The sequence below is a fragment of the Chryseobacterium sp. HNCC26DJ241 genome (assembly GCF_057180505.1).
The window spans coordinates 1-14700 of sequence record NZ_JBXUGL010000035.1; the positions used below are offsets into that span (position 1 = coordinate 1).

Here is a 14700-nt window from a genome sequence, read left to right on the forward strand (position 1 = left end):
TATTTCCTAAGACTAAATCTAATCGCAGGTATTTACAATATGCTATTATGAAAGAGGTCTAATTTCCTACAATGGTTTTGGGTGTAACAAATTCTTTCAACGCAATTAAGGAAAGTTCAGTTCCGTAACCTGAAGATTTTGCACCACCAAAAGGAAGTCTAGGATCAGAGCTTGATATTTTGTTTAAACTTACAGTTCCGGATTCCAGATTTTCTATAAAATATTGCTGCCTCTTTTTATCTTTTGTCCAAACCGCATTCGATAATCCGAAAGGAATATCATTTGCCAATTTTAAAGCTTCTTCATCATTTTTTGCAATCATTACCATTCCAAGCGGACCAAATAGTTCTTCTTCCAAAATTGGATTTCCGGGTTTTACAAGAATAAGTCCGGGTTTCAGTTCTCTTTCTGAAATTCTTTCCATAGGCAAAATAATTTCAGCACCATTCTTTATGGCTTTTTCGTATTGTTTTTCCAATTCATCCGCCAAGTCCGGTCTTGCCATTCCGCTAAGTTTGGTTTCTTTATTCATCGGATCTTCGGGGACAAATTTTTGATATTCTTCCATAAACATCGGAAGAAATTCTTTTTCTATTTTCTTGTGAACAATAAAACGTTTTCCGGCGTTACAGGCTTGTCCACAATTTTGCAATCTTGCTTCCGCAGCTTTTGCAGCAGCCGTTTTCAAATCTGCATCATCCAATACAATAAAAGCATCGCTTCCTCCTAATTCCAACAACGATTTTTTGATATTTTTCCCAGCGGTAGAAGCTACTTCTGCACCTGCTTTTTCACTTCCTGTTAAACTAACACCTCTGATTATTTCATGTTCCAGAATTTCCTTTACTTCAGAATGCCCTACTTTAAGATTTTGAAAAACACCTTCCGGAAAACCAGCTTCAAGGAATAATTTTTCAATTGCATCTCCACTTCCGAAACAGATGGAAGCGTGCTTCAAAACCGTTGTATTTCCTGCTAAAATTGCCGGAATTACAAAACGTAGAACCTGCCAAAAAGGAAAATTCCAAGGCATTACTCCAAGAATTACGCCTTTCGGAACATAATGAATTTCGGAAATTCTGAATTCCGTTTCTATCTTTTCTGGTTTCAGAATATTTTCCGCTTTTGAGTAATAATCAATCATCCATGCACATTTTTCTATTTCACCAATGGATTGTGAAATAGGTTTGTTCATTTCCGTAGTGATAATCTTAGCGAATTCTTCTTTCTTTTCGATTAAAATTTTTGCAAGTTTTGAAAGCAATTTTTGTTTATCCGAAAAAGAAACCTTTTTCCATTCCTGAAATGTTTTGTCTGCTTTTATCAGCTTATTTTCGATTGATTTTTCCATTTCATCTTTTTTTTAATTCATATTGCTTCAAAAAAACTTTTGTTCGTTGTTTTGCACTTTCCTGATTTCGATATCTATCATTTTTGACAGGGTTTTCATGAAGAGATAAAATTTCTGCCATTTCAATCGGTTGTAAATCTTTAACAGGCTTTTTAAATAAATCTTTAGAAACAGCTTCTATTCCTTTTCGATTATAAAGAAAATCAAATTTTTGAAAATCATAATTCAAGCATTCTTTTTGTGAAACGTTTTGTTCAATAAAACAAGTAAGAAAAAAGATAGTAAAAATACTTTTGTCATATTTTAAAAAAGGCCCAACTGAAAGATTTGCAACACTGAGTGAAGGTAATTTATCTTCACGAATTGGAAAAAGACTCGTAAACTGTTTATAATTTCTTTTCCAAAAACTATAGTTTAAACTTCCTTTGTATACAGTTGTATAAAATTGAATAAAATTCTCCGGAAGTTGTGGAGCTGATTTAATTTGTCTTACAAGTTCAGTTCTTTCCTTTTTAGGGAAATAAATTTTTGCCCCATTTTCTAAATACAAATAAAAAGATATGCTTGCAACAAAAGCCAAAGTTATTAAATAAAGAACTATTTTCTTTAAAATTTTAAATGATTTTGAAATATTCATGAATGAAATAATCAAAGTTAAAATTATTTTTAAATCATAAACCATTCATTCACCAAACTTGCTGCTAATCTGGATGTTCTTTCCTGAATATCAAAATTCGGGTTTACTTCTGCAATATCTAAAGCAATCAGTTTTTCATTTTTTAAAATATGCCAAAAAAAATGCATAAAAGCAGCATCAGCAAAGATTCCGTTATACGCAGAAGCTGAAACTCCGGGAGCAATCGAGGCATTGAAAACATCCATGCAAATCGTTAAATAAAGAACATCCACTGCCTGAGAAAGTTCATCAATTCTTTCATAAATTGAAGGCAAATTTTCAAAAAAAAGTTCATCAGCAAGGATGTATTTCATTCCGCTTTGGTGGGCAAAATCAAAAAGTTTTAATGTATTTGAATTTTTTTGAATTCCAATGTGCAACGAATGAATCTCGCCTTCCTGTGCAATTTGCCAAAATCCGGTTCCTGAACTTGCACCAATTTTCGGATCCAATTCACGGTTATCAAAATGAGCATCAATATTAATAATTCCAATTTTAGAATTTGGAAACGCCTTCCTGATTCCCGAATAATGGGCAAAAGTAACCTCGTGACCGCCACCTAAAACAAGACTTTTTGCCTTCTTCTGTAAAATTTTGCAAACTCTTTCAGCTAAAGTATTCTGACTTTCTTCAAGGCTTTCATTTTCGCAATAGATATTTCCGAAATCTTTTAAAACAAAATTGGGTTTTACTACCGGAAAATTCACCATATTTTTCCGGATAATGTCGGGAGCATCTTTTGCTCCTACTCTACCTTTGTTTCTTTTCACGCCTTCATCTATGGCAAAACCATGAAGAACGAAATCGTTTTCAGCAATTTTATCGTAATTGTTTTCTAAAGAAACTTTTTGAAAAATACGGTGATACAAAGGATCATCACCATCAAAGCGACCTTGCCACATTTTTTAAAAATCTATTTTAAACTCTTTTCTAATATAATTTAGAATTATTACAAATGAATTAAGTTCATCTATTTCAGGAAACTTTTTTAAATATGCCTCTGGATTATTATATGTGAATTCATTATAATTTTCACCAGATTTGTAAATTACCGAATAACTAAATCCATCCAAAATAGCAGATTTAGAAACACTAAAAACAAACTGTTTTTCTTCATCATCCCAAACTTTTCTTTGTTCTTTTTTATATTCAAATGCATCTTCCATTGGTAAAAAGCCAATATTTAATGCTTCCAAATTCATAAATATTTCTTCTATATTTTTAGTAGTAGCAAGACTTTTTTTTATGGGAGCTATCATTTTATATTCATTGGAATCAATTTGTTTTGGCAAAAACCATTGAATATTCTCAACACTCCATTTATTGTTTTGTTCAAAAATCCTGAAAACAAACCCACTGTTTGTAATTCCTCTGTCTTTGTATATTCGTATTTCTTTTTCAAAATATGATGAAGGAATATTCGCCAGTTTGTCTACATCTTGAGCATAAACATAAAATGTAAGTAAAAAGAAAAATATATTTAATAAAACGTTCTTCAATTTAAATCTTGATTTCTTCCTGTTTTTTCGCAAACGCAATTGCCGCTTCTTTCACCCAATCGTTTTCCTGTTGAGCTTTTTGTTTGGTTTCGAGGCGTTTCTTATTGCAAGGACCATTTCCTTTCAAAACTTCCATAAATTCATCCCAAGGCAAATCTCCAAAATCATAATGTCCCCGTTCTTCATTCCATTTCAGATTTTCATCGGGAATTTTCAGTCCAAGAAATTCAGCTTGCGGAACGGTAACATCTACAAATCTTTGGCGGAGATTGTCATTGCTTTCACGTTTTACTCTGTAATTCATGGATTTTTGGGAATTCGGGGAAGCATCATCATTCGGACCGAACATCATTAAAGCCGGCCACCAAAAACGATCTAATGCTTTTTGAGCCATTTCTTTTTGCTGTTTTGTTCCTCTGCAAAGTGTCATCAAAATTTCATACCCTTGTCTTTGATGAAACGATTCTTCCTTACAAATCCGAACCATCGCTCTGGAATAAGGCCCATAAGAATTTCCCATCAACATTACCTGATTCATAATTGCAGCTCCATCAACCAGCCAACCTATCGCTCCAATATCTGCCCAACTCAAAGTAGGATAATTGAAAATACTGGAATATTTCGCCTTTCCGGAAAGCATATCATTATAAGTAGAATCTCGATCTGCAATAATTTTTCCGTTTCCTAAAGTTTCGGTAGCAGCATATAAATACAAACCATGACCAGCCTCATCCTGAATTTTGGCTAAAAGAGCCATTTTTCTGCGGAGAGACGGTGCTCTTGTAATCCAGTTGGCTTCCGGAAGCATCCCTACAACTTCAGAATGTGCATGCTGCGAAATCTGCCGCACCAAAAGTTTTCGATAATCTTCGGGCATCAAATCTTTTGGCTCTACTTTGTTTTCGGACTGAACGTATTCTAAAAATTTTTCTTCCATAATTTTAAGTATGAAAATAATTTATATTTTTTTACCACAAAAGAAACAAAAGCATTATTCTTTAAGTTTTTCTAAAGAATAAAAAGACACAATAAGAATGCTTTTTTTATTCTTTTGCATTTCTATCAATTGACAAACAATTCTTTTGTTTCTTTTATGGTAATTTTTTTACGTATTGAATATTACTTTATTCCAATTTCCCGTCACTCAAATCATCCTTTCTATAGATGCCGATTTTTCCGTCTGAAAATTCTCCGGCTACAAAAGTTACGGTTTTTTCAGAAGTTTGGATGGCATATTCATTAAAATAGTATGAATTTCCTTCGGATGGATCTTTCACCTCAATCTTACGATCGGAACAATGCCAATAATAATTCCAAATATTTAATCCTTCTATTTTATATTCTTTGTCCACTTCAATGAAGGAAGCAAATTTCCAAGATGATTTTTTTGTATCCATTTTTCGAAGTTTAATCTTTTTGATTTTAAATTTTTCCACGATTTATAATTTTAAAAAATTACACGTCATAATTCAGCATTACGATATTGGTTGTTGGATGACATTGACATGTAAGTACAAATCCTTTTTCTACCTCATCTTCCGTAAGTGCAAAGTTCTTTTCCATAAAAACTTCGCCTTCCAATACTTGCGCTTTACATGTACAACAAACACCACCTTTACAGGCAAAAGGAACGGGCAAATGTTCCTTCAAAGCCTTATCCAGAATACTTTCTTTTTTTGAATTGAGATGCAGGTTATATTCATCATCATCAATAATCAAAGTTACGAAACTTTCTATATTCGGAATCTTTTTAAATTCTTCGCTTTTTTCTGCATTTTCTTCATCATCAGGAGCTGCGTAATATTCATACATCACCTGCAACGAAGGTACTTTTTTCTCTGTTTTCAGAAATGTGGAAATACTTTTTATCATTTCCGAAGGTCCACAAATAAAGAAAGTAGTTTCCCGAACCGGAATTTCCGAAAAACGCTCAAAAAGCTGGTTCAATTTTTCAGGAGAAATCCTTCCTTCGAAAAGTTCGTCCTCAAAATGCTTTTCACGGGAAAGCAAATACACCACTTTCAATCTTCCTTCGAACTTTTCGGCTAAAACATCAATTCTTTCCCTGAAAATAATATCATTAAAACTCTTATTGCTGAAAAATAAATAGGCATTACTTTTCGGTTCCTGATACAATGCTTCCACAATATTGGAAAGAACGGGTGAAATTCCACTTCCTGCAGCAAGCCCAACATACGTTTTTTCATTTGTCGGATGATAATTGGTATAAAAATGTCCTTGTGGCGACATCACTTCTATTTCGTCTCCCAATTTTACATTTTGGTTGAGATGTGTAGAAATTTTTCCGTTTTCCAAATGTTTTACCAGAATTTCCAATTCTGAATTGCCATCGGAAGGAGCGTTCACAATAGAATACGATCTTCTAAAATCTTCTTCACCGAAAACAAATCTTACATTGAGGTATTGACCTTGTTTAAACAAAAATTCGTGTCTGAGGTTTTCCGGAATTTCAAAGGCAATATTTGCAGAATCATTGGTTTCAAGATGATATTTTGAGATTTTTAGAGTATGAAAATGCTGCATGATCTTTTTACAATCTGTTTTTCCCAAATATAATCAAAATAAGAGATACATCTGTTCAGAAAACAAAAAATTGAAATTGAAAAATCGGAAAAATTGACAACAAAAACTGATGTTAAAATTCAACTATTCGGAAATTTTGACCTATTTTGTTAAAAATATCTTATTAGAATACTTTTTGAACAAATGAAAATGATTAAATAATTGACTCAGAAGTTGAAAGTCGGAAACGACTGATTTTTCTTAAATTTCATTGAAATATTCTGACTTTGAATTTCTGATCAAAAGAAGCAAACAAAAAATACAACTAAAAATCTATAAAATATCGTTATGAATCTAAACCAATATACTGTAAAATCTCAGGAAGCCATTCAAGCTGCTCAACAAGTAGCCTTGCAGTTTGGCAACCAAAGCATAGAACCTCAACATTTGCTTGAAGGAATTTTTGAAGTAGACGAAACCATTTCTTCTTTCCTTTTAAAAAAATCCGAAGCCGATGCAACATTGGTAAGAGAACGCAACCGCGAAAATCTTGAAAAACTTCCTAAAGTGGAAGGTGGGAATATTTATCTTTCCCAATCTGCAAACAAAATTTTATTGGATGCTCCCAACATCGCTAAAAAAATGGGAGACGAATATGTGACCATTGAACATCTTTGGTTAGCATTAATTGATGTGAATTCTCCTGTTTCCCAAATGCTAAAAGACATGGGCGTTACCAAAAATCTTTTAGAAGGCGGAATTAAAGAATTAAGAAAAGGAAGCAAAGCTACTTCTGCAAGTTCCGAAGAAACCTATCAAAGTTTAAATAAATATGCTAAAAACTTCAACGAATTAGCAGCTGAAGGAAAATTGGATCCTGTAATTGGACGAGATGAGGAAATCCGCAGAGTTTTACAGATTTTATCAAGAAGAACGAAAAACAATCCGATTTTAATTGGCGAACCGGGAGTTGGAAAAACAGCTATTGCTGAAGGAATTGCACACAGAATTATTTCCGGTGACGTTCCCGAAAATTTGATGGATAAAACATTGTATTCGTTGGATATGGGAGCTTTGATTGCCGGTGCAAAATACAAAGGTGAATTTGAAGAAAGATTAAAATCTGTTGTAAACGAGGTTATTAAATCTGACGGACAAATTATTCTTTTCATAGATGAAATCCATACTTTAGTGGGAGCTGGTGGTGGTGAAGGCGCAATGGACGCTGCTAATATTTTGAAACCAGCTTTGGCAAGAGGAGAATTAAGAGCAATTGGTGCAACTACATTGAACGAATATCAAAAATATTTTGAAAAAGATAAAGCTCTTGAAAGACGTTTCCAAAAAGTAATGGTGGAAGAACCGGACACTGAATCCGCAATTTCGATTCTTCGTGGAATCAAGGATAAATATGAAGCTCACCACAAAGTAAGAATTAAAGACGAAGCGATTATCGCAGCTGTGGAACAATCTCAACGTTATATTTCCGACCGATTCTTACCGGATAAAGCGATTGACTTAATTGACGAAGCCTCTGCAAAATTAAGAATGGAAATCAATTCCAAACCGGAAGAACTGGATGTTCTGGATAGAAAACTGATGCAAATGGAAATTGAATTGGCTGCTATTTCCAGAGAAGGAAACCAAACTAAAATTGACCATCTAAAAGAAGATATTGCAAAAGTAACAGACGACCGAAACGAAATCAACGCAAAATGGCTTCAGGAAAAACAAAAATCTGAGGATTTAACTCAAATTAAAAAAGATATTGAAGCCTTAAAATTAGAAGCGGAAAAAGCATCCAGAATTGGAGATTATGCTAAAGTTGCAGAAATCCAGTACGGAAAAATTAAAGAAAAAGAAGATCAACTCCAGAAGCTCGAATTAGAAATGCAAAACCACCAAAACGAGCTGATAAAAGAAGAAGTAACCGCAGAAAATATTTCGGAAGTCATTTCCAAATGGACAGGAATTCCTGTTACCAAATTATTGCAAAGCGAAAGAGAAAAACTTCTTCATCTGGAAAATGAACTTCACAAAAGAGTGGTTGGTCAGGAAGAGGCCATTCAATCGGTTGCTGATGCTATCAGAAGAAACAGAGCCGGACTGAGCGATGAAAAAAGACCAATAGGAAGTTTCTTATTTTTAGGAACTACAGGTGTAGGAAAAACAGAGCTTGCAAAAGCATTGGCAGAATTTCTCTTCGATGATGAAAGCAATATGACGAGAATTGATATGAGCGAATATCAGGAACGTCATTCCGTTTCCCGATTGGTAGGTGCGCCTCCAGGTTATGTTGGTTATGATGAAGGTGGACAATTGACTGAAGCCGTGAGAAGAAGACCTTATTCTGTTGTGCTTTTAGACGAAATTGAAAAAGCACATCCTGATGTTTTCAATACATTGCTGCAGGTTTTGGATGATGGACGTTTGACCGATAACAAAGGTAGAGTCGTGAATTTTAAAAATTCGATTATCATAATGACTTCCAATCTGGGATCGCATCTGATTCAGGAAAATTTTGAAACTATCTCCGAAGAAAATCAGGACGAAATTGTTGATAAAACAAAGAATCAAGTTTTCGACTTATTAAAACAAACTTTACGACCTGAGTTCCTTAATAGAATTGATGAAATAGTACTCTTCCAACCATTGAACAAAAAAGAAATCGGAAAAATTGTTCATTATCAGTTGAGAGGTTTCAATAAAATGCTGGAGAAAAAAGGAATCATCATGACAGCAACAGAAGATGCTATCAATTATCTAATGAACAAAGGCTATGATCCTGCTTTCGGAGCAAGACCTTTAAAACGTGTTTTGCAACAGGAAGTTCTCAACAAATTATCGAAGGAAATTCTTGCCGGAAATGTGAATGACGGAGACCGAATTACTTTGGACTATTTTGAAGAAAGTGGTCTGATTTTCAGACCAACAGAGTAAAAAAATTAACCTTACTTAACATACTATTTGCACAATTTTTGTAATACTTAATAAGAAATTTTTTTTCATCATTTGTGTCTTTGCCCAAGTTTCTTTTTTAGAAACTTGGGTTTTTAATTTCTACAAACCTTGCCTGAATGGAATCGTTCTATGATTCCTATTTATTTTTTTAAACGATCCGTTTTGCCAATTTCTAATTCTACCAAAACAGGAAAATGATCGGAAGGATATAACAGATTTTCCCTTCTGTCATTAATGGTGCGGTTGGAAATCACATCAAAACCATTTACAAAAATATAATCAATACGGTCTTTTGCAGGTGTATTGATATCAAATGCCTGAAAAGTTCCTTTTGGTCCATAATGTGGTTTTCTGGAATGATAATAAGAATCATTTAAAGATTTTGAAATGATTTTTATAGGTTCCGAATCCTCTGTCAAATTAAAATCTCCCAATAAAACAACAGGATATTTTTTGGAGTTAAATGATTTCATTTTTTCAAGAATCAATTTTGCGGAATTCACTCTTGCTAAATTTCCAACATGGTCGAAATGTAAATTAAAAGCCCAAAACTTTTCACCCCTTTTTTTCATTTTAAACAAAGCGTAGGTACAAACTCTGTTATATGCAGCATCCCATCCTTTGGAAGGAATATCAGGAGTTTCGCTGAGCCAGAATGTTCCGGATCGTAAAACTTCTAATTTATTTTTATCATAAAAAATGGCAGAATATTCCCCTTTATTTTTTCCATCGTCTCTTCCTACTCCAACATAATCATAATCTTGAAGATCATTTTCAATATCAATCATTTGCTGAGGAACTGCTTCCTGAACTCCCATAATATCCGGATGATAGTATGACATTAAAGCGAGAGCGTCTTCTCTTCTATTATTCCATGAATTTTCTTTATCAGAATCCAATGACAGCCTAATATTATAGGTCATTATATCCAGTTTTTGAGAGAAAAAAAAGCCACAAAAAAGAATTGAAAATGCAATAAAAAAATTTTTCATTTTTAATTTAGAATATAGTTTAAGATGCCAAAAAAATTAAGCTAAACATGCTTCGACTTCGCTCAGCATGACAACGCTAAAAATAAATGGCTAGTATTAGAGATATCATGCTGAGCGAAGTTGAAGTATCTAAAATAACGTTTTCAAAATAATTTAAACAGAGTCTAAAATTAAAAAACTTCCTCAAGGTGAAGAAGTTTTTGATATATATTTTTTTGAATTTATTCTTTGGTAAATTTTGCAGAATGACCCCCTTGAATAATATCAAAAGATTTTTTATCGGCACTGTACTGAATTTCAATTCCTGCCATTTCAAAACTGAATTTTCCATCACCCAGATATTCCAGAGGAAAAGATTGCTGTCCTATAAACTGCCCAGTCAGTGTGTTATTTTCCACTTTCATCGTGAATTTTCCATCCATTCCTTTTGTACTGAAAGTTCCGGTGTAATCTGCTAAATTTACTTTTTCAGCAGATTTTGCGCTTTCCATTTTAAACGTATTGTTGGTAGGATCGCTATCCGGCAGAGTATTCTTCGGATCAAGTTTTACGGATTTAATTTCTTTAGTTGTAGGCAACTTGAATGTCCAATCTGTATTTCTTTTCCAAATTTCTACAGGAATATTTTTTGTTTCCTGAGTTCCATCTGCAAAGGTAATTTCCATTGCATTCGGCATTGGCAATTGTCCGATATTTTCAATTTTATAAATGGAACCTTGTTTATAATCTCCATTTACATATCTTACACTTGTAATAGCTTGGTCAATTTTCCATTTATCCAAATACCACCCTCTCCAAAAATACGAAAGATCTTCACCGGAAACATTTTCCATAGTTCTGAAAAAATCTTCAGGAGTCGGATGTTTGAACGCCCATCTTTTAATATATTCTCTGAACGCTTTATCAAACATTTCTTTTCCCAAAATATTTTCGCGAAGCATTGTTAAACCAGCACCCGGTTTGTAATATGCTAAAAATCCGATGTTAGATTCCTTCATATTATCCGGACCTACTGTAATCGGTTCCAGATTATCATTATAAAAGAAAAACGACATTTGCTGCAAAGATTGAGGATGATGATATTCTCCTTTATTAAATTGCTCCGTAGAAATACTGTTGATAAAAGTATTGAAACCTTCATCCATCCAAGCATACAATCTTTCATTAGAACCTACAATCATTGGAAACCAAGTGTGTCCAAATTCATGATCCGTAACTCCCCACAATTCTTCTCCTTTAGAATTCATGTGACAAAAAACAATTCCCGGATATTCCATTCCACCTTCATTTCCGGCAACATTAGTAGCTGCAGGATATGGATATTCAAACCATTGTTTTGAATAATGTTCCATCGCTGCTTTTGTATATTCTGTAGATCTTCCCCAAGCATCGCTTCCGTCGCTTTCCACAGGATAAGCAGAAATTGCCAAAGATTTTTTTCCACTTGGTAAATTGATTTTTGCTGCATCTAAAATGAAAGCAGGAGAAGAAGCCCAAGCAAAATCTCTGGAATTATCAATTTTAAATTTCCAAGTTTTTGTTCCTGAAGCTGTTTTCGAAGCAGAATTTACTTCGGCAGCAGAACGAATGATTACTGTTTTATCGCTGTTTCTGGCATCATTCCATTTTTTGATCTGATCGGAAGAATAGACTTCTTTTTCATTTAAAAGTTCACCTGAAGCTACCACATAATGATTGGAAGGAACTGTAAGAGAAACATTAAAACTTCCATATTCCAGATAAAATTCGGAAGCGCCTAAATATGGTAACGTATTCCATCCGGAAACATCATCATATACACACATTCTCGGATACCACTGCGCAAAAGTGAAAACTTTCCCATTTTTGGTTTCTTCCACACCCATTCTGTCAGAACCGTAATCCGGAGAAACGAAAGAATATTCAATTTTAATTTTCGCAATTCCTCCTTTAGCTTTAAGCTGATTGACTAAATCAACTTGCATTCTGGTATCTGAAATGGTATATTTTGCCGGTTTTCCATCGATCATTACAGATTTAATGGTATAACCTCCGTCAAATTCCTGACCATGAGCTCCGTTTCTGCTTCCCGACATCGGAATTACAGCATTTCCCCTCGAATCTTTTTTGAATAAATTCTGATCAAGCTGCAACCAAAGAAATCCCAAATCATCGAAACTATTATTAGTATAGGTAATTTCTGCTGTTCCGGTTACTTCTTTTTTAGCATCATTCAGAGAAGCAGTAAGATTATAATCTGCTCGGTTTTGCCAATAATTGTGTCCGGGTTGTCCACTTGCAGAACGCGTTTCAGTTCCATTATTTTTATAAAAAAAAGGCTTGAAAGCTTCTACATAATCATACTTTGATTTTTCCTGTGCAAAAACTGCTGTCACGCAAAAAGACAAAGCAACCACAGAAATAATTTTTGGAAATTTAAAATTCATTTGCAAAATTTTTATAATAAGTAAAAAAAATCTCAAACTTGTTACAGTCTGAGATTTTTAGTTAAAGTTTATGCTTCTATGCTTGGAACTTTTACATTTTCGTTGGTGTCTTTTTCATAATCTACTCCATCAATTTCAAAACCGAATAAATTGAAAAAGTCTTTTCTGTATCCTACAATATCGCTAATTTCAGGAAGATTTTCGGTGGCTACTTTATCCCAATATTTTGCCACTTCTGCTTGTACATCTTCTGCCATTTCCCAATCATCAATTCTGATTCTGCCTTCGGAATCAACCGGAACATTTCCATTTTCAGTGTATAATCTGTCTGCAAATAATCTCTGCATTTGTTCAATAGTTCCTTCATGTGTTCCTTTTTCTTTCATCACTTTATAAAGTAATGAAATATATAATGGAACAACCGGAATTGCCGAACTGGATTGTGTTACCAAAGCTTTATTCACCGAAACATAGGATTTTCCGTGCACATCTTTCAGCAATTCATCAATTACGGAAACGGTAGCTTCCAGATCATTTTTTGCCTGACCAATAGTTCCGTTTCTATAAATTGGAAAAGTAAGTTCCGGCCCAATATAAGAGTACGCAACCGTTTTTACTCCATCTGCTAAAACTCCGGCATTTTTAAGATCTTCCATCCAGAATTTCCAATCTTCACCTCCCATTACTGCAATCGTATTTTGAATTTCTTCGTCATTTTCAACCGGCTGAATAGAAATATCCGTAACAGAACCCGTATGAAAATCTACTGTTTTATTGGTAAAAGGCTGACCAATTGGTTTTAAAACCGAAGAATAAGCAACTCCAGTTTTTGGATGTGTTCTTCTTGGTGAAGCTAAACTGTACACCACAAGATCCACTTGTCCCAAATCTTTTTTAATTAAATCAATGGCTTGCTGTTTTACTTCATCAGAAAATGCATCACCATTGATACTTTTTGCATACAAACCGGCTTTTTGAGCTTCCTGTTCAAAAGCAGCAGAATTGTACCAACCCGCAGTTCCCAATTTTCCTTCAGACGAAGGTTTTTCAAAGAAAACACCAATAGTAGCAGCTCCCGAACCAAAAGCAGCCGCAATTCTGGAAGCAATTCCAAAACCTGTAGAAGCTCCGATTACCAAAACTTTTTTCGGGCCGTTTTTAATTTCACCTTTTGATTTTACGTATTCTATCTGGTTTTTAACGGTTTGCAAAGCACCTTCCGGATGTGCAGTCAAACAAATAAATCCTCTTGTTCTTGGTTGAATAATCATTGTATTATGTTATTTAAAGCATTGCAAATTAATGAAATTTTGAAGAATTATCCAGTTTGAAAAATTCTAATTTGATTTTTTTGCTTTAATCATCACTTCCAGCATATCCCACATTTCCTGCGGAATTTCTTCCAACATATTGAATTCTCCCGCTCCTTGCAGCCATTCTCCTCCGTCAATAGTAACCACTTCACCATTAACATACGCCGAAAAATCTGAAACCAAATAAGCGGCGAGATTCGCCAATTCCTGATGTTCTCCTACTCTTCTCAACGGAACTTTTTTTCTCATATCGAATTTTTCCGCCAAATTTCCGGGCAGCAATCTTTCCCAAGCTCCTTTTGTAGGAAATGGTCCCGGTGCAATTGCATTGAATCGGATTCCATATTTTGCCCATTCTACAGCCAAACTTCTGGTCATTGCCAAAACTCCTGCTTTTGCACAAGCAGACGGAACTACATAAGCAGAACCTGTCCAAGAATAGGTGGTTACAATATTGAGAACTGTTCCCGGAAGTTTATTATCTATCCAGTATTTTCCAATGGAAAGTGTACAATTTTTTGTTCCCTTCAACACAATATCCAAAATAGAATCGAATGCGGAATGTGTCAATCTTTCTGTTGGGGAAATGAAATTTCCGGCTGCGTTATTCAGTAAAATATCAATTTTTCCAAATTCTTTGATTGCGGTTTCTTTCATGGCTTCCACTTCGTCCCAATTTCTGACATCACAAGAAACACACAAAACTTTTCCGCCCGTTTGCTCATCATTTTTTTTATTGTTATTTTGGAATTCGCGATTGCTTCGCAATTCATCTTCTAATTCTTGGGCTGTTGTTTGTAATTTTTCCAGATTTCTGGAAGTAATCACCACTTTTGCACCAAGTTGAAGAAAATATTTGGTCATGGCTTTTCCAAGTCCGCTTCCGCCACCTGTAACAATGGCTACTTTATCTTTCAATGCGTCTTCACGAAGCATAGGTTCTGTATAGTTCATAAAAT

General features: G+C 34.2%; 12 protein-coding genes. 1 reads left to right on the forward strand and 11 read right to left on the reverse strand.

Annotation, left to right across the window (positions count from 1 at the left end):
• Positions 1-58: 58 nt before the first annotated feature.
• The 7 genes from AC2A1C_RS13530 to AC2A1C_RS13560 all read right to left on the reverse strand — a co-directional run bounded on the left by AC2A1C_RS13530 (position 59) and on the right by AC2A1C_RS13560 (position 6070).
• Positions 59-1351: an aldehyde dehydrogenase family protein gene (locus AC2A1C_RS13530; RefSeq protein ID WP_484026352.1), complete on the reverse strand. Its 1293-nt coding sequence runs from the start codon at positions 1349-1351 to the stop codon at positions 59-61.
• A 1-nt stretch (position 1352) separates the two neighbouring features.
• Positions 1353-2003: a transglycosylase domain-containing protein gene (locus tag AC2A1C_RS13535; protein ID WP_484026354.1), complete on the reverse strand. Its 651-nt coding sequence runs from the start codon at positions 2001-2003 to the stop codon at positions 1353-1355.
• 14 nt (positions 2004-2017) lie between these two features.
• Positions 2018-2929 (reverse strand): formimidoylglutamase, encoded by a 912-nt coding sequence (gene hutG / locus AC2A1C_RS13540; protein WP_484026356.1) that lies wholly within the window; start codon positions 2927-2929, stop codon positions 2018-2020.
• 3 nt (positions 2930-2932) lie between these two features.
• The gene (locus tag AC2A1C_RS13545; RefSeq protein ID WP_484026357.1) at positions 2933-3526 is read right to left on the reverse strand and encodes a hypothetical protein; all 594 of its coding nucleotides are present in this window, start codon (positions 3524-3526) and stop codon (positions 2933-2935) included.
• 1 nt (position 3527) lies between these two features.
• Positions 3528-4463 (reverse strand): 1,2-phenylacetyl-CoA epoxidase subunit PaaA, encoded by a 936-nt coding sequence (gene paaA, locus AC2A1C_RS13550; protein WP_484026358.1) that lies wholly within the window; start codon positions 4461-4463, stop codon positions 3528-3530.
• 187 nt (positions 4464-4650) lie between these two features.
• Positions 4651-4923 carry a hypothetical protein gene (locus tag AC2A1C_RS13555; protein WP_484026359.1) on the reverse strand — a complete coding sequence of 91 codons (273 nt, stop codon included), beginning with the start codon at positions 4921-4923 and terminating at the stop codon, positions 4651-4653.
• A gap of 58 nt (positions 4924-4981) precedes the next feature.
• A complete protein-coding gene (locus tag AC2A1C_RS13560) occupies positions 4982-6070 on the reverse strand; it encodes an FAD-binding oxidoreductase (RefSeq protein ID WP_484026361.1) in 1089 nt (362 codons plus the stop codon).
• A 327-nt stretch (positions 6071-6397) separates the two neighbouring features.
• On the opposite strand from AC2A1C_RS13560, the gene clpB reads away from it, so the two are divergent.
• Complete coding sequence (clpB, locus tag AC2A1C_RS13565; protein ID WP_484026362.1) at positions 6398-8989, forward strand: ATP-dependent chaperone ClpB; 2592 nt, start codon at positions 6398-6400, stop codon at positions 8987-8989.
• A 161-nt stretch (positions 8990-9150) separates the two neighbouring features.
• Here the strand turns inward: clpB and AC2A1C_RS13570 are convergent, their stop codons facing one another.
• The 4 genes from AC2A1C_RS13570 to AC2A1C_RS13585 form a co-directional block, all read right to left on the reverse strand.
• Positions 9151-10002: an endonuclease/exonuclease/phosphatase family protein gene (locus AC2A1C_RS13570; protein WP_484026364.1), complete on the reverse strand. Its 852-nt coding sequence runs from the start codon at positions 10000-10002 to the stop codon at positions 9151-9153.
• Positions 10003-10223: 221 nt separating this feature from the next.
• Positions 10224-12428 (reverse strand): M1 family metallopeptidase, encoded by a 2205-nt coding sequence (locus tag AC2A1C_RS13575; RefSeq protein WP_484026365.1) that lies wholly within the window; start codon positions 12426-12428, stop codon positions 10224-10226.
• A 68-nt stretch (positions 12429-12496) separates the two neighbouring features.
• A complete protein-coding gene (fabV, locus tag AC2A1C_RS13580; protein ID WP_484026367.1) occupies positions 12497-13699 on the reverse strand; it encodes an enoyl-ACP reductase FabV in 1203 nt (400 codons plus the stop codon).
• Between the two features lie 66 nt (positions 13700-13765).
• Positions 13766-14695, reverse strand: a complete 930-nt coding sequence (locus AC2A1C_RS13585; protein ID WP_484026368.1) for an SDR family oxidoreductase — start codon at positions 14693-14695, stop codon at positions 13766-13768.
• Between the last annotated feature and the right edge of the window lie 5 nt (positions 14696-14700).